The sequence below is a fragment of the Actinomadura logoneensis genome, assembly GCF_003428695.1.
GTDB lineage: Bacteria > Actinomycetota > Actinomycetes > Streptosporangiales > Streptosporangiaceae > Spirillospora > Spirillospora logoneensis.
This window is the reverse complement of record NZ_QURH01000331.1, coordinates 12,449-27,644: the sequence shown is the minus strand read 5'-3', so window position 1 is coordinate 27,644 and position 15,196 is coordinate 12,449. Positions and strand designations below refer to the sequence as shown.

The window sequence follows — 15,196 nt, the reverse complement described above, 5'->3', positions numbered from 1 at the left end:
GGCTGGCGCCGCTGCCGCCGGAGGGCGCGTCCGGGATCGTCCACCGGACGCCGGACCGGGCGCCCGAGCTGGCCGCCGCGCAGCGCGTCCGCGCAGTCGACCTGCGGGCGGACGGCATCGTCGACGCGATCATCCCCGAGGAGCCGGACGCGGCCGACGAGCCGGAGGCGTTCTGCGCGCGCGTGGCGGCCGTCCTCGCCGCCGAGCTGCCCGCGCTGCGTGCCGATCCGGCCGGACGCAGCCGACGCTACGCCCGCCGCCCCGCCGACTGATCCCGCAGGTCCCGCAGGTCCTGGGGCCGTCGCGCTCGGACTCCCGACGTACGGGCCGCCCCTTCGCGGTCCCACGTCCGGGCGTCCCGCGGCTGGGCGACCGGCGGTCGCGCTCGGGCACGCGCGCTCTGGCCGGTCGTCACGCCGGTCGGGCGGGGGTGGGCAGGCGCGCCCACATTCCGGACGGTCCGAATACGCCGGACGGTCGCGCGAGGAGGGGAACGGTTCTATTTTCGGTTGGTGTGAGGCCGCCCTTCCGGCGGGTCGTCCGCGAGACTCAGGCAGCCGTCCGCCGGGGCAGGCGGCACAGCGCGACTCGCCCAGCGCGATCGCCGAGGAAGGGACCTCCCATGCGCGCCTCCCGGCCCCCCGCCTCCGCTCCGATCCCCGACCCGGCGCCCTCCGACCCGGTGACCCGGGAAGGGCCGGCCTCCGACCCGGCGGTCTCCGACGCGGCGGCCTCCGGCCCTGCCACGACCACGGCCGTGCTGGACGGCGAGGACGCCGCGGTGACCATCCTGCCGACGCGCCGGGACCATCCGTTCGACCCGCCGTCCGAGCTGGGCCTGCTCCGCGACGAGGGGCCGGTCACCCGGCTGGCGTTCCCGGACGGCGCGCGCGGCTGGCTGCTCACCCGGCACGAGGACGTCCGCGCCGTCCTCGCCGACGGCCGGTTCAGCGCCGACCGGATCGGCGCGTCCTCCCCGGTGCGGCGGCCCGAGTTCCGGGCCGAGGACCGCCCCGGCGTGCTGGTCACCATGGACCCGCCGGAGCACACCCGGCTCCGCCGGATGCTCACGCCGTACTTCACCACCCGCCGCATGCAGGCCCTCGCGCCGCGCGTGGAGCGGATCGCCACCGCCCACCTCGACGCGCTCCGCGCCTCCGGGCCGCCCGCCGACCTCGTGCCGACGTACACGCTGCCGATCCCGTCCCTGGTGATCTGCGAGCTGCTCGGCGTCCCGTACGCCGACCGCGCCCGCTTCCACGCCTGGGCCGCCGCCGCGCTCAGCCTCACCACGTCGGACGACGAGGTCCGCGCGGCGAGGGACGCGCTCACGACCTACATGCGCGAGCTGGTGGCCGCCAAGCGCCGCGAGCCGGACGACGCGCTGCTCGGCGCCCTGGTCACCGGCGACAACGACCTGACCGACGCCGAGCTGTGCGGCATCGGCCGGCTGCTGCTCGTCGCCGGGCACGAGACCACCGCGAACCAGCTCGCGCTGGGCGCGCTCACGCTCATCACCCGTCCCGACCAGCTGGCGGTCTTCCGGGAGCGCCGGGACGCGGCCGACCGCGCCGTCGAGGAGCTGCTGCGCTACCTGACGATCATCCAGTTCGGCACCACCCGGGTCGCCCGGGAGGACGTCGTCCTGCACGGGCGCCGGGTGCGCCGGGGCGAGACCGTGGTGCTCTCCCTGCCCGCCGCCAACCGCGACCCCGGCCACTTCGACCGTCCGGACGAGCTGGACGTGACCAGGCCGCCGTCGCAGCACGTCGCGTTCGGGCACGGGATCCACCAGTGCCTCGGCCAGCAGCTCGCCCGCGTGGAGATGCGGATCGCGCTCACCGTCCTGTTCGACGGCCTGCGGGAACTGAGCCTGGCCGTCCCGGCGGACCGGATCCCGATGCGGCACGACATGGCCATCTACGGCGTGCACCGGCTGCCGGTGTCCTGGAAGGAGTGACCGCCATGCGGGTCACCGCCGACCGCGACCGCTGCCTGGGCGCGGGCCAGTGCGTGCTGCACGCGCCGGACGTGTTCGACCAGTCCGACGAGGACGGCACGGTCGTCCTGCTGACCGGCACGCCGTCCGAGGCGCAGGGGGAGAGCGTCAGGACGGCCGTCCGGATGTGCCCGAACGCCGTCCTGACGCTGACGGACGACCCGCCCTCCTGACGCCCGCGGACGGCCGACGCGGACGGAACGGCCGCGCGGACGGAACGGCGGCGCAGAGGGGACGGCCGCGCGGAGGGGACGGCTGCGCGGAGGGGTCAGCCGCGGGCGGCGCCCGCCTCCTGCCGCCCGGCCCCGCCGGACACCGGAGCCTCGGCGGGCAGGTCGTACAGGCCGGCCAGGATCTCGTAGGAGCGGCGGCGGTCGGCGTGGTCGTGGACCATCGTGGTGACCATGACCTCGTCGGCGGCCGTCGCCTCGATCAGCGCGTCCATCTTCCGCCGGACGGTCTCCGGACCGCCGACGACCTGGGCGTCCTGCCGGGAGCGGATCACCTCGCGGTCCAGCGGGGTGTACGGGTAGGCGTCGGCCTCCTCCGGGGACGGCAGCAGCCCCGGACGGCCCTGCCGCAGCCGCAGGAACGACAGCGCCTGCGGGCGGGCCAGCCGCTCGGCCGTCGCGTCGTCGGCCGCCGCGGTCACCGAGACGGCGATCATCGCGTAGGGCTCGGACAGGCCGTCCGCGGAAGGCCGGAACGACTCGCGGTACAGGGCCAGGGCGGGCAGCGTGTTCTCGGCGCTGAAGTGGTGCGCGAACGCGAAGGGCAGGCCCAGCATCCCGGCGAGCTGCGCGCTGTAGCCGCTGGAGCCGAGCAGCCAGACGGGCGGCCGGTTGCCCGCCGCGGGGGTGACGGTCCCGCCGTCCTCGAAGTAGGCACGCAGCTCGTGCACCTGCTCGGGGAAGTCGTCCACCGAGAGCGCGTCCGGCGTGCGGCGCAGCGCCCGCGCGGTCGCCGGGTCGGTGCCGGGCGCCCGGCCGAGGCCGAGGTCGATCCGGGCCGGGAACAGCGCCTCCAGCGTGCCGAACTGCTCGGCCACCACCATCGGCGCGTGGTTGGGCAGCATGATCCCGCCGGACCCGACCCGCAGCCGCGACGTGGCCGCCGCGACCTGCCCGATCACGACCGCCGTCGCCGAGGACGCGATGCCCGGCATCCGGTGGTGCTCGGCGAGCCAGTACCGGTGGTAGCCGAGGTCTTCGACGTGCCGGGCGAGGTCGAGCGTGTTGCGGAGCGCCTGCGCGGACGTGGAGCCGGACGCGACCGGCGCGAGATCGAGCACGGAGAACGGGAGACTCATGCTCAGTCCCAACCCGCGCCCGCCGCGCCGTCTTCCCGCCCGCCGGGGCGTCCCTGCTCACATCTCCGCCGACGCCCCGCCGATGCCCCGGCGACGTCCAGCCGAGCCGAGGCCCCGGTCAGCGGCGCGGGGGCGGACGGCCGCAGGGGCCGCCGCCGGGCCGGACGCGGGCGAAAGGACGCCCGGGATGCCCTGGTCTGTACTTCGTTCGGGGCCGTACGATGTGCTCCATGCGCGCCCTGATCATCCAGCACCAGTCGTCCGCCCCCGCCGACGGGCTCCAGCTCGCGCTCGCCGAGCGCGGCTGGGAGTGCGAGGTGCGGGTGGTGCGGGAGGCCGGGGCCGAGCTGCCCGACCCCCGCGGGTTCGACCTGATCGCGCCGCTCGGCTCCGCCTGGTCCGCGCACGCGCCGGAGAGCGCGCCGCTGATCGCCCCCGAGCTCGCGCTGCTGCGCGACGCGCACGAGGCAGGTGTCCCGGTGTTCGGGATCTGCTTCGGCGGCCAGCTCCTCGCGACCGCCCTCGGCGGCCGGACCGAGCGCGCCGCCTACTCCGAGCACGGCTTCGTCAAGGTGGACACCGACGACGCCGAGCTCGTGCCGACCGGCCCGTGGTTCCAGTTCCACGACGACCGGTGGATCGCCCCGCCCGGCGCCCGCACGATCGCCCGCACCGACTCCGCGCCGCAGGCGTTCACCCTCGGCCGGTCGATGGGCGTCCAGTTCCACCCCGAGATCAACGCGCCGCTGCTGGAGCAGTGGCTCGCGGGCGGCGGCACCGCCATCCTGCGCGCGGCGGGGCACGACCCGGCCGCCGTCCTCGCCGAGGTCAACGACCGGGCCGGGGAGACGGCCGCCCTGATGGACGGCCTCCTCGACGCCTTCCTCACCCGCGTCGCCACCGTCTAACCGCCCGTCGTTCCGGCCCGGCCGGCCCAACAACGGCCGGGCCGGAAGGACGGTCAGGCGCGGCGGGCGGCGGCCTCGGCCAGCTCGGTGAAGATCGCCTGCTGGACGGGGTCGGTCGCGGCGGTGTCCTCCGGGTGCCACTGGACGGCGAGGAACCAGCCGCGCGCGCCGTCCAGCTCCACGGCCTCGACCGTGCCGTCCGCCGCGTGCGCGACCGGGACCAGGCCCTCGCCCAGGGTCTCGGCCGCCTGGTGGTGGTAGCAGGAGGCGGTCAGCTCCGCCCCGCCGGTGACCTTGGCGAGCAGCGAGCCGGGCGCGGCGGTCACGGGGTGGACGACGTGCCGGTGGTCCGGCTCCATGTGCTGGCGGAGCGTCCCGCCGCGCACGGCGTTCACCACCTGGAGGCCGCGGCAGACCGCGAGCAGCGGCAGGCCGGTGTCCAGGGCGTGCCGGGCCACGGCGATGTCGAACGCGTCCTGCTCGTCGTCCACGTCGTAGAGGGTCTCGTGCTCGTCCGCCACGCCGTAGTGCCGTGGGTGCAGGTCGCCGCCGCCCGGCAGCAGGACGCCGTCGCAGCGCGCCAGCCGGGACGCCACGTCCCCAGGGTCGGCCGGGTGCATCATGAACGGCTCGCCGCCGCCGCGCCACACGGCCTCGGCGAGCGCCCGCGCGGTCACCTCGGCCCGGTAGCGCAGCGCGGACGCCGACTCGGAGAACCGGCAGGGCAGCGCGATCAGCGGCCGGAGGCCCGGCGCCGCGGCGCTCACAGCTCGATCCAGGTGGTCTTGAGGTCGGTGTACTTGTCGAGCGCGTGCAGGGACTTGTCGCGTCCGTGCCCGGACAGCTTCACGCCGCCGAACGGGACGCTGTAGTCGCCCTCCTCGTAGCAGTTCACCCAGACCGTCCCGGCGCGCAGCGCGCGGGAGATCCGGTGCGCGGCGGACAGGTCGGACGTCCAGACGGCGGCGGCGAGGCCGTAGTCGGTGTCGTTGGCGAGCCGCACGGCCTCGTCGGCGTCGGTGAAGGTCAGCACCGACAGCACCGGGCCGAAGATCTCCTCGCGCGCGATCCGCATGGACGGCGTGACGCCCCCGAACACCGTCGGCTCGACGAAGTGCCCCGGACGGTCGATCGCCGAGCCCCCGACCAGCAGCGACGCGCCCTCGGCACGGCCCGCGTCGGTGTAGGACAGCACGCGGTCGCGGTGCCGGGACGACACCAGCGGACCCATCTCGGTCGCCGGGTCGAGCGGGTCGCCGACGCGCATCGCGGACGCCCGCGCGACGATCCGCTCCACCACCCGGTCGGCGACGTCGCGGTGGACGAGCAGCCGGGACGGCGCGGTGCACATCTCCCCGGCGTTGAAGAAGATGCCCCAGGCGGCGGTGTCGGCGGCGGCGTCCAGGTCGGGCGCGTCCGGCAGGATGATGTTGGGGGACTTGCCGCCCAGCTCCAGCCAGACCCGCTTCAGGTTGGAGTCGGCGGCGTAGCGCAGGAAGTGCCGTCCGACCTCGGTGGACCCGGTGAACGCCAGGACGTCCACGCCCGGGTGCTCGCCGAGCGCGCGGCCCGTGACCTCGCCCGGCCCGTTGACGACGTTGAGGACGCCCGGCGGCAGGCCCGCCTCGTCGGCGAGGGCGGCGAGCCGCAGCGCCGACAGCGGCGACTCCTCGGCGGGCTTCAGGACGGCCGTGCAGCCCGCCGCGAGCGCCGGTCCGAGCTTCCAGACGGCCATCGTGAGCGGGAAGTTCCACGGGACGACGGCCGCGACGACCCCGGCGGGCTCGCGGGTGACCAGCGCCAGCGACCCGGGGGCGGTGCGCGGGGCCTCGTCCAGGCCTTTGTCGGCGATCTCGGCGTACCAGCGCAGCCCGTTGATCACCGCGCGCAGCTCGATGCCGTCGGCCTCGGCGATCGGCTTGCCCATCTCCAGCGAGACGAGCAGCGCGAGCTCGGCCCGGTCGCGCTCGACCAGGTCGGCCCAGCGCAGCAGGTGGGCCTTGCGCTCGGCGGGCCTCATGCGCGGCCAGGGGCCCTCGTCGAAGGCGCGGCGGGCGGCGGCGACGGCGCGGTCCACCTCGTCCTTCCCGGCGGCCGGGACGCGGGCCAGGACCTCGCCGTCCCGGGGGGAGACCAGGTCGAAGGCGTCGCCGGGGGACTGCGGGGCGTCGGCCCCGCCGATGCGGTGGGCGGTCGCCGGCGCGAGCCGGCCGGCCCGCGCGCGCCACTCCTCGTAGGAGACCTCGGACACGGTCCCTCCTCGGGGTCCGGGGGTGGTCATTTGGTCCCGAATGTTAGGGGTGGGGGTTGACCCCCGTCACTCCCGTCCGCAAACTTGTTTGGCATCAAACAACCTGGAGGTGCCGCGTGGCAACGATCGCGGGTGTCGCCGTCGACACCGGTCACTGGATCGGCGGTGAGCGCGTCTCATCAGCCGGAACGTTCACCGACGTCTCGCCGATCGACGAGCGGCCGCTCGCGGAGGTCGCCTCCGGCGGCGCCGCCGAGGCCGAGGCCGCGGTGGCCGCCGCGCACAGGGCGTTCCCCGCCTGGGCTCGCACGTCCCGCGAGGAGCGCGCCCGCCTGCTGCACGCCATCGCCGACGGCGTGGAGAAGCGGATCGAGGACCTGGCGCAGGTCGAGACGCACGACAACGGCGCGCTGATCCGGTCGCACCGGCGCGGGGTCATGCCGCGCGTGGCGCACAACTTCCGGTTCTTCGCCGACTGGCTGCTGAACCTCGGCCACGACGACTTCGAGACCCGCGGCCACACCAACCACGTCTCCTGGGACCCGGCCGGCGTCTGCGCGCTCATCACCCCGTGGAACGCGCCGCTGATGCTCGCCACCTGGAAGATCGCCCCCGCCCTCGCGGCCGGGAACACCGTCGTTCTGAAGCCCGCCGAGTGGACGCCGCTGACCGCGTCCCTGCTGGCCGACATCACCGCCGAGGCCGGGCTGCCGGACGGCGTGTTCAACGTCGTCCAGGGCTACGGCGCGCAGGTCGGCGGTCCGCTGACCGCGCACCCCGACGTCCGCCGGATCAGCTTCACCGGCTCGGTCCCGACCGCGCGGACGATCGCCGCCGCGGCGGCCCCGAACCTCACCCCGCTCTCGCTGGAGCTGGGCGGCAAGTCCCCGCTGCTGGTCTTCGCCGACGCCGACCTCGACCTCGCCGTCGACCTGGCCGTCGAGCAGTACGACAACGCCGGGCAGGTCTGCCTCGCCGCGACGCGGCTGCTCGTCGAGTCGTCGGTGGCGGACGAGTTCACGGCGCGGTTCATCGAGAAGGCGTCCCGGCTCAAGCAGGGCGACCCGCGCGACGAGGCGACCGACATCGGCCCGCAGGTCCACCGCAAGCACTTCGAGCGCGTGGACGGCTTCGTCCGGCGGGCGAAGGCGGACGGCGCGTCCGCGCTCCTCGGCGGCGGCCCCAACGACGACCTCGGCGGCCTGTTCTACCGGCCGACGCTGTTCGCGAACCCGGGCGCCGAGATCGTCTCGGAGGAGGTGTTCGGCCCCGTCCTGACCCTCCAGACGTTCGACACCGAAGGGCAGGCCGTCGCGATGGCCAACGAGACCAAGTTCGGTCTCGCCGCCACCGTCGCGACCGGATCGCCGGAGCGCGCCGAGCGCGTCACGGCCCGGCTGGTCGCCGGGACGGTCTGGGTGAACTGCTTCTTCGTCCGCGACCTGCGCGCGCCGTTCGGCGGCTCCCGGCAGTCGGGCGTCGGGCGCGAGGGCGGCGACTGGTCCTTCGACTTCTACTGCGACCTGAAGAACACGGTGACGGCCCCATGGGAGAAGTAGTCGGCGCGGGGCTGCTCGCGCACGTCCCCACCATCGTCCTGCCCGAGGTCACGCGGCGGGAGCTGAACAACGGCGAGGACTCCACGCTGGTCTCCGGCCTCCAGCGGCTGCGCGCGGAGGTCTTCGACCGCGACGACTACGACACCGTCGTCGTCCTGGACTCGCACTGGGCGACGACCGTCGAGTTCGTCGTCACCTCGCACGAGCGGCGCGCCGGGCTCTACACGTCCGACGAGCTGCCGCGCGGGATGTGCCGGATGCCCTACGACATCCCCGGCGACCCCGAACTGGCGCACGCCATCGCGGCGCACGCCGGGGCGCAGGGCACCTGGATCACCCCGGTGGACGACCCCTACCTGCCGATCCAGTACGCCACGGTCAACCTGTGGCAGTACCTCGGCGTCCCGGACCACCCGTACCTGGACCGCCCCGGCAAGAAGTGGATCTCGATCGGCGTCTGCCAGACCGCCGACGTCGAGGACAGCCTGCGCCTCGGCCGCGCCCTCGCCGCCGGGATCGCCGACACCGACCGGCGCGTCCTGCTGGTCGCGTCCGGCGCGCTGTCGCACACCTTCTGGCCGCTGCGCGAGATCCGCGACCACGAGGCCGCCGACCCCGCGCACATCCGCACCCCGGAGGCCCGGCGCGCGGACGAGGAGCGGATCGAGTGGTTCGCCAAGGGCGACCACGCGCGCGTCCTGGACACCATGCCGGAGTTCCTGACGTTCAAGCCCGAGGCCCGCTTCGGCCACTACCTCATGATGATCGGCGCCCTGGGCGAGCGGGACTGCACCGCGCCCGGACGCCTCTACGGCGAGTACGAGAACAGCGTCGGGACGGGCCAGGTGCACATCTGGTTCGACCGGCCCGAGAACGGATGGACCTCCCGATGACCGTCGAATACCGCCGCATCCTGCTGGACGGCGCGGTGACCCGCGTCGTGCGCGACGGCGAGGAGCTCGTCGCGGCCGACGGCCGCCGCGTCGGCGTCGAGGACGCGGTGCACCTGCCGCCGGTCGAGCCGTCCAAGATCATCGCGGTGCACCTGAACCACCGCAGCCGCGTCGAGGAGTTCCAGACCTCGCTGCCGCCCGCGCCGACCTACTTCCACAAGCCGACCTCGGCGCTGAACGCGCACGGCGGCGCGATCGTCCGCCCCGAGGGCTGCAAGTACCTCAACTACGAGGGCGAGATCGCGATCGTCATCGGCCGCACCGCCCGCAACATCGCCCCCTCCGAGGCCGGCGACCACATCGCGGGCTACACGGTCGCCAACGACTACGGCCTGCACGACTTCCGCGACACCGACGCCGGTTCGATGCTGCGCGTGAAGGGCTCCGACACGCTCTGCCCGCTCGGGCCGGGCCTGGTCACCGGCTGGGACTTCCGCGGCAAGTACCTGCGCACCTACGTCAACGGCGAGGTCGTCCAGGACGGCTCGACCGACGAGATGCAGTGGGACATGCACTACCTCGTCGCCGACATCGCCCGCACGATCACCCTGAACCCCGGCGACGTCCTGCTGTCGGGCACCCCGGCCAACTCGCGCCCGGTGTCGCCCGGCGACGTCGTCGAGGTCGAGGCGGAGGGCCTCGGCCGGCTCCGCAACCACATCGTCACCGGCCCGGTGCCGGTCCGCTCCGACTGCGGCGCCCAGCCGACCGAGTCCGAAGAGGTCGTCTCCACCGCGTTCGGCGGCGACTGGGAGTTCCGGGGCGTCCGCGCCCCGCGCCGCTGACCCCCCGTTCGTTCGAGAGGAAACCACCCCCATGAAGATCATCGTGGACATGGACCGCTGCCAGGACCACGGCCAGTGCGTCTTCTCCGCCCCCGACGTCTTCCGCCTGAACGACGAGGGCCACCTGGAGTACGAGGAGACCGCCGACGAGTCGCTGCGCGACGCCGTCGAGGAGGCGGCGGACGTCTGCCCGCTGCAGGCCATCACCATCGAGGGCTGACCGGGACCTCCCGGAGCCCGGCGAGGAAGGGGACGACATGCGGCGGATCGTGGTGGTCGGCGCGTCCATGGGCGGGCTGCGCGCGGCCGAGCAGTTGCGCGCGGCCGGGTTCACCGGTGACCTGACGGTGGTCGGGGACGAGCCCCACCGGCCGTACAACCGTCCGCCGCTGTCCAAGGAGGTGCTCGCCGCCGAGGTCACGCACGAGGCGGTCGCGTTCCGGATGCGCGCCTCGGTCGCGGACGTGGACTGGCGGCTGGGCATGCCGGTCGTCTCGTCCGACCTGGCGGCGCGCACGCTCACCCTCCTGGACGGCTCGTCCCTCGCCTACGACGGCCTGGTGGTGGCGACGGGCCTGCGCGCCCGCCGCCTGCCGCAGCCGGGCCTGGAGGACCGCCGGCACGTCGTCCGCACCCTGGACGACGCCGTCCGGCTCCGCGGCTGCCTGGTCCCCGGCGCCCGCGTCGTGGTGATCGGCGCGGGCTTCGTCGGCTGCGAGGTCGCCGCGACGGCCCGCACGCTCCGCGCGGACGTCACGGTCGTCTGCGCCGCGCCCGAGCCGCTGATGAGCCCGCTCGGCCCCGACCTCGGGGCGGAGCTGCGCCGCCGCCACGAGGCGCGGGGCGTCCGGTTCCTGCTCGGCCGCACCGTCACCGCCTTCGGCGACGGCGGGCCGGCGTCCGCCGACGTGCTGCTGTCGGACGGCACGGCGCTCGGCGCGGACGTGATCATCGAGGCCGTCGGCTCGACGCCCTGCGTGTCCTGGCTGGACGGCAACGGCCTGGACCTCTCCGACGGCGTCCTGTGCGACGCCGACCTGCGCGTCGAGGGCCGTCCGGACGTGGTGGCGGTCGGCGACGTCGCGCGCTTCCCCAACCCGCGCTACGACGGCGTGTGCCGCCGCGTCGAGCACTGGTCGATCCCGACCGACACGGCGCGCAAGGCCGCCCGGACGCTGCTCGGCGTGGACTCGCCGCCGTTCGCGCCGCTGCCGTCCTTCTGGAGCGACCAGTACGACCTGCGCATCCAGTCGTTCGGCGCACCCGCCCTGGGCTGCGACGACATCCGCGTCCTGGAGGGCGACCCGGCCACGGAGTGCGCCGTCGGCTACCACCGCGACGGCGAACTCGTCGGCGTCGTCCTCCTCGGCCTGCCCGGCGCGATCCCGCGCTACCGCAAACAACTCATGGACGCCTTCACCGCCCCCGCGCCGATATCGGGTTGAGTCGGCGTCCGGCGGGCTGGTGCGTGTGTTCTCCTTGCCCGCCAAACCCGGCGAAGGGCACGGTTTAACCCGTCCAGCCGTCGAAGAGCACGCCGTGTCGGGCCCCGAGGACGGCCCCTACGCGAGCTGGTCACGTTAACGACGTAGGGCTTCGAGGGTTCTCAAGATGTATCCCCTGTATCGCTCGACCCATGCCTTGTCGCTGATCCTCTCAAGGGAAGCCAGCGCCTCTTCCAAGGCGGTCTCCGCGCCTTTGCCGTCACCAAGGTCCTGCCGGGCCAGCGCCAGTCGTAGCAAGGCGCTGGACTGGTTGCCCGGCTGGTTGGCAGCGGAGAAGGCGGCAGCGGAACGGGCAAAGAGCGCACACGCTTCCGCATAGTCCTTCTTCCAGCTTGCGAAGTGGTCGGCCAGTTCGTAGGTCAACCGGCCTTCCATCTCGGGGCTGGGGAGGGCTCGGACGGCTTCCAACCCTTCGATCCATGCTTGACGCGCGCGGGCATGGTGCCCCCGAGCCCGGTAGGCTTTGCCCAGTTCGCAGAGCACTTCCGCCTCCTGGGCTTCCTGGCCGTACTCGCGACAGAGATCGAGACATTCCAACAACTGTGTTACAGCTTGTGCTGGCCGAGGCGGTTGTACAGCCAGACATGCTTTGGCGAGATTCAGCCGATACCCCAGGATCACGCGGGGAAAATTCGCCACCGTCACATCAGGCCGCTCCAGCTCCTGGACCACCGATTCCAGCAGAGGAATCGCCTCGGCCACCCGCCCTGAGGCGAACAACCCTTGGGCGCGTATGCCGTCAGCCGCGGCCTTCCCCTCACCTGCGCCGAAAGAAGCGAGCAGGGCCGTGGCCGTCGCCTCCTCTCGTGCCTCGTCTTCGGGTCGGTCGAGTTCCCGGTAGGCGTTGGCGAGTCGGCCGTGAAGGTTGGCGACCAGTCCTTTGGCATCGTCCGCGCAGTCGGGTTCGAGCAGTGCCACGGCCTCCTGCCAGCAGGCTGCGGCGTCCGACCATGAGGATTTGTGGCTCGCCCAGCTTTCTCCTTGCTGATTGAGTAGCAGGGCGCGCCAGTGTCGATCACCGAGCCGGTCCGCCGCCGCCAGACTGATCTCCAGCGCGTCATCACACACTTCCCACAGCCCGCGTTGCCTGGCCAAGACCGCGACTCCGTATCCAAGCCGCGTGGTCAGTTCGTCCAAGCCCCGCGCGTGGCAGATGGCCAGGATGTACAGGAGGTTGGTGTGTTCTTCGTCAAGCCAGCCTCGCGCTGTCTTCCGAGCCGCGGCAGCCTGAGGGTCCGGTCGGTTCAGCCGCTCGCTGGGGGAGAACAGGTGGCTGACGGACCGTTCAAGATTCTCCGCATACCAGCTGAACATCGCTGATGCGGCTCGCTGGGTGTCGCTGTCGCCGTCTCCCAGGAGTTCCGCCGCGAACAGCTTGATCAAGTCGTGCATCCGATAGGAGCCGGGCCTGTCTGCGGGCTCCACAAGCTGGTCGAGAATCAGACGGTCAAGAAGCTCCTCGGCGTCCGGCAGGGGCAGCTCGACGATGACCGCGACCAGCGCGGTTGAAAACGTCGGCCCGGGGGTGATCGCCAGGAGGCGGAACAGTCGCGCCACCGCCTCGGGTAGGGCGCGATAGGACACCTCGAAGCTCACGCGGACGTCCAGGTCCCCGACTCGCAGCAGGCGTAGACGGCGACGGGCATCCGTGAGGCGGCCGGCCAGGTCGGATGGGGTCCAGTCGGTTCGGGCGGCCAGTCGCGCGGCGGCGATCCGGAGCGCCAACGGCAACCCGCCGCACAACTCGGCGACCAGGTGGCTGCCGTCCGTGTCGGCGGCCATCCGGTCCGGGCCGCCCACCCGCGCCAGCAGTGCCTGCGCATCCTGCCGATCCAGAACATCCAGCCGGTGACTGGTCGCCCCCTCCAGGGTGGGGAGAGCCTTCCGACTGGTCACCACGACGAGCGACCCGGCACTGTTCGGCAGGAGCGGCCGGACCTGCGCCTCATCGACCGCGTCGTCGAGCATGATCAGCATCCGGCGGTCGACCAGCAGGGTGCGGAACAACGCGGCTTGCTCGGCACGTTCGTCGGGGACGTCGGCGGCGTCGACCCCCAGTGCGCGGAGGAACCGCGGCAACGTCCCGCCCGAACCCGGATGATCATTATCCTCCCGCAATCTGCTGAAGAGTCCCCCGTCCGGGTAGGCCCCTTGCAGCTCCTCACACAACCGCAGTGCCAGCGCGGTCTTTCCGACACCCGGCGGGCCGGTCAGCACGACCGCCGGGGTTCCGGTACGCCGGGGACTCTCCCGCCCTCGAGCGCACACCTCCAGCAAGTCGCCCAGCTCCCGCGTCCTTCCGGTGAAGTCGGGCGGCGCCGAAGGTAGCTGGAGAGGTCTGGACGAGCCGCGGGCGGCCAGGAGCGCTTTCGGCTCCGCCCGGACAGCACGGGCGCGAGCATCCCGCCACGGCTCCAACCGCTGCCCGCACGCTGTGACGAACGCGTCCAGCGACCCTCGATGAGGGACGCTGGTCTTCCCGCCGAGGATCGACCGCACCGTGGTGACACTCAGACCCGCCTTCGCGGCGAACTCCTGGAGACTGAGCCCCTGCCGATCGAACGCTCTCCCCAGCTGCTCCCTGAGCTCCGCAGCTGTCTGGATCCGTCCCGGATCGATCGAGGCCATGGCCACCATCCCGACTGCCGAGTACACGCAGACGCCAGATTCCAAGGTAGATTCCCGCCTCTGAGCAGGCAACGGGAACGAATTCGCCAATCTGTCTCGGACCCGCACGCCCCTGAGACCGACCCTGCGCACGTTGACGCAAATCCAGGCGAGGAGCCACCAACGTGATGGGGAACAACTCGGCAAGCAAAGCCCCACTAGCTCGCTGCACAACAGAGGCCGCCGGCAAGACGATGGCCGGCGTCATCGGAGCCGGAAGCGGCGTGACCCTTCTTCTCTCAGGCAGCCCACTGCTCGCCTTCGTGGCCTGTGGAGTCGGCTGTCTCGCCGAACCGATCCTGGCGTGGCTGTGTGAACGCGAACGGACCAAGCGCACCAAGATCAGGCATCAGGCGGAAATCCTGATCGCCCGGGCCCGCGCCGAGCGGATCAGCCGGTCATCCAGTGGCCCCCCAGTGCAGTCGACCACTCAGTGCACGTGTCGGCATCACGCGGGCGAGATGCTGGACGACGGAAGTACCCGATGAACCCGGACGAGCCGCGACGCAACGAGAGAGACGAAGCCCGGACACTGCCGCGATACCGCGTTCGCCCAGGCCGGTGAGGCAGCGAGCCACCAGGCGAGCCCAGTGGGCCGGACTGCGGGAACATGGCCTAGAGGCGCGGGCGGCGGCCGGAGCGGCGGGGTGGGGGCGGGGAGTCGCCGAGGAGGGACTGGCGGCGGTCGTCGCCCTCGGCCTCCAGGTGCTCGACGATGGCGCGCAGGGAGTGCGCGAGGCTCCGGCTCTCCTCACGCGTCAGCGGCGCGGCGACGAACGACTCCTCGGCGTTGAACGCGGGGAACAGGTCGCACATCAGCGCCTCGCCCTCGGTGGTGAGGCGCAGCAGGACCAGCCGTCCGTCGGTGGCGTGCTGGCGGCGTTCCAGCAGGCCGCGGCCCTCCAGGGTGCGGACGACGCCCGTGAGCGTGCCCTTGGAGATGCCCGCCTCCTCGGCGACGTGCCGGGTCTCCATCTCCTCCCAGATCCACACCACCCACAGGACGACGAAGGCCGTCCAGGTGAGGTCCGCGCGGCGCAGGACCGAGCCCTCCACGTGCTGCCGGATGGCGGTGGCGGCGCGGTAGATGTTGGAGACCGCCATCATCGCGTCGTGCCGGATGGGCACGTCGCCCAGCCGCCGCTGGATCGCCTGCTCGGTCTCGCCGAGGGTGTGATGCCCGGTCACGCGCTCTCCGTCCGTCGTCGGCCTTGCCTGAACCTACCCTTGTCGGCGCTCGTTTGAATCCGTACGATCCTC

General features: G+C 73.1%; 14 protein-coding genes and 1 pseudogene. 10 read left to right on the top strand and 5 right to left on the bottom strand.

The genetic code is table 11. From position 1 onward, the window contains the following. From DZF91_RS21385 to DZF91_RS21375, 3 genes and pseudogenes are all read left to right on the top strand, one after another. A pseudogene (locus DZF91_RS21385) lies at window positions 1–272 on the top strand (acetyl-CoA carboxyl transferase); the annotation flags it as partial. 350 nt (window positions 273–622) lie between these two features. Continuing rightward, a complete protein-coding gene (locus tag DZF91_RS21380) occupies window positions 623–1,960 on the top strand; it encodes a cytochrome P450 (RefSeq protein ID WP_117359228.1) in 1,338 nt (445 codons plus the stop codon). Window positions 1,961–1,965: 5 nt separating this feature from the next. After that, window positions 1,966–2,172 (top strand): ferredoxin, encoded by a 207-nt coding sequence (locus DZF91_RS21375; protein WP_117359227.1) that lies wholly within the window; start codon window positions 1,966–1,968, stop codon window positions 2,170–2,172. Between the two features lie 95 nt (window positions 2,173–2,267). Here DZF91_RS21375 and DZF91_RS21370 read toward each other — a convergent pair whose 3' ends face one another. Next, entirely contained in the window at window positions 2,268–3,308 is a 1,041-nt protein-coding gene (locus DZF91_RS21370; RefSeq protein ID WP_117359226.1) for an LLM class flavin-dependent oxidoreductase, read from the bottom strand. 230 nt (window positions 3,309–3,538) lie between these two features. Here DZF91_RS21370 and DZF91_RS21365 point away from each other — a divergent pair, with 230 nt between their 5' ends. Continuing rightward, on the top strand, window positions 3,539–4,216 hold the full coding sequence (locus DZF91_RS21365) for a type 1 glutamine amidotransferase (protein WP_117359225.1): 678 nt from the start codon (window positions 3,539–3,541) through the stop codon (window positions 4,214–4,216). A gap of 53 nt (window positions 4,217–4,269) precedes the next feature. Here DZF91_RS21365 and DZF91_RS21360 read toward each other — a convergent pair whose 3' ends face one another. Together DZF91_RS21360 and DZF91_RS21355 are read right to left on the bottom strand one after the other, a co-directional pair. Beyond that, on the bottom strand, window positions 4,270–4,983 hold the full coding sequence (locus DZF91_RS21360) for a gamma-glutamyl-gamma-aminobutyrate hydrolase family protein (RefSeq protein WP_117359224.1): 714 nt from the start codon (window positions 4,981–4,983) through the stop codon (window positions 4,270–4,272). Then, a complete protein-coding gene (locus DZF91_RS21355) occupies window positions 4,980–6,467 on the bottom strand; it encodes an aldehyde dehydrogenase (protein WP_199486782.1) in 1,488 nt (495 codons plus the stop codon). Before DZF91_RS21355 ends, DZF91_RS21360 begins: the two co-directional genes overlap by 4 nt. 116 nt (window positions 6,468–6,583) lie before the next feature. Here DZF91_RS21355 and DZF91_RS21350 point away from each other — a divergent pair, with 116 nt between their 5' ends. From DZF91_RS21350 to DZF91_RS21330, 5 genes are read left to right on the top strand one after another with little or no spacing between them, the layout of a single operon-like run. Beyond that, window positions 6,584–8,026 carry an aldehyde dehydrogenase gene (locus DZF91_RS21350; RefSeq protein ID WP_117359222.1) on the top strand — a complete coding sequence of 481 codons (1,443 nt, stop codon included), beginning with the start codon at window positions 6,584–6,586 and terminating at the stop codon, window positions 8,024–8,026. Continuing rightward, entirely contained in the window at window positions 8,014–8,919 is a 906-nt protein-coding gene (locus DZF91_RS21345; protein WP_117359221.1) for a DODA-type extradiol aromatic ring-opening family dioxygenase, read from the top strand. The genes DZF91_RS21350 and DZF91_RS21345 overlap by 13 nt, the downstream gene beginning before the upstream one ends. Beyond that, window positions 8,916–9,764, top strand: a complete 849-nt coding sequence (locus DZF91_RS21340) for a fumarylacetoacetate hydrolase family protein (RefSeq protein WP_117359232.1) — start codon at window positions 8,916–8,918, stop codon at window positions 9,762–9,764. The genes DZF91_RS21345 and DZF91_RS21340 overlap by 4 nt, the downstream gene beginning before the upstream one ends. A gap of 31 nt (window positions 9,765–9,795) precedes the next feature. Further along, a complete protein-coding gene (locus tag DZF91_RS21335) occupies window positions 9,796–9,984 on the top strand; it encodes a ferredoxin (protein WP_026416192.1) in 189 nt (62 codons plus the stop codon). 37 nt (window positions 9,985–10,021) lie between these two features. Beyond that, on the top strand, window positions 10,022–11,209 hold the full coding sequence (locus DZF91_RS21330) for an NAD(P)/FAD-dependent oxidoreductase (protein ID WP_117359220.1): 1,188 nt from the start codon (window positions 10,022–10,024) through the stop codon (window positions 11,207–11,209). A 135-nt stretch (window positions 11,210–11,344) separates the two neighbouring features. Here DZF91_RS21330 and DZF91_RS21325 read toward each other — a convergent pair whose 3' ends face one another. Then, window positions 11,345–13,897, bottom strand: a complete 2,553-nt coding sequence (locus DZF91_RS21325) for an NB-ARC domain-containing protein (protein ID WP_158588001.1) — start codon at window positions 13,895–13,897, stop codon at window positions 11,345–11,347. 164 nt (window positions 13,898–14,061) lie between these two features. On the opposite strand from DZF91_RS21325, the gene DZF91_RS38990 reads away from it, so the two are divergent. Continuing rightward, window positions 14,062–14,424, top strand: coding sequence for a hypothetical protein (locus DZF91_RS38990; protein ID WP_147341242.1), 363 nt, complete (start codon window positions 14,062–14,064; stop codon window positions 14,422–14,424). 127 nt (window positions 14,425–14,551) lie between these two features. On the opposite strand, the gene DZF91_RS21320 is transcribed toward DZF91_RS38990, so the two are convergent. Next, complete coding sequence (locus DZF91_RS21320) at window positions 14,552–15,124, bottom strand: MarR family winged helix-turn-helix transcriptional regulator (RefSeq protein WP_199486781.1); 573 nt, start codon at window positions 15,122–15,124, stop codon at window positions 14,552–14,554. Window positions 15,125–15,196: the final 72 nt, after the last annotated feature.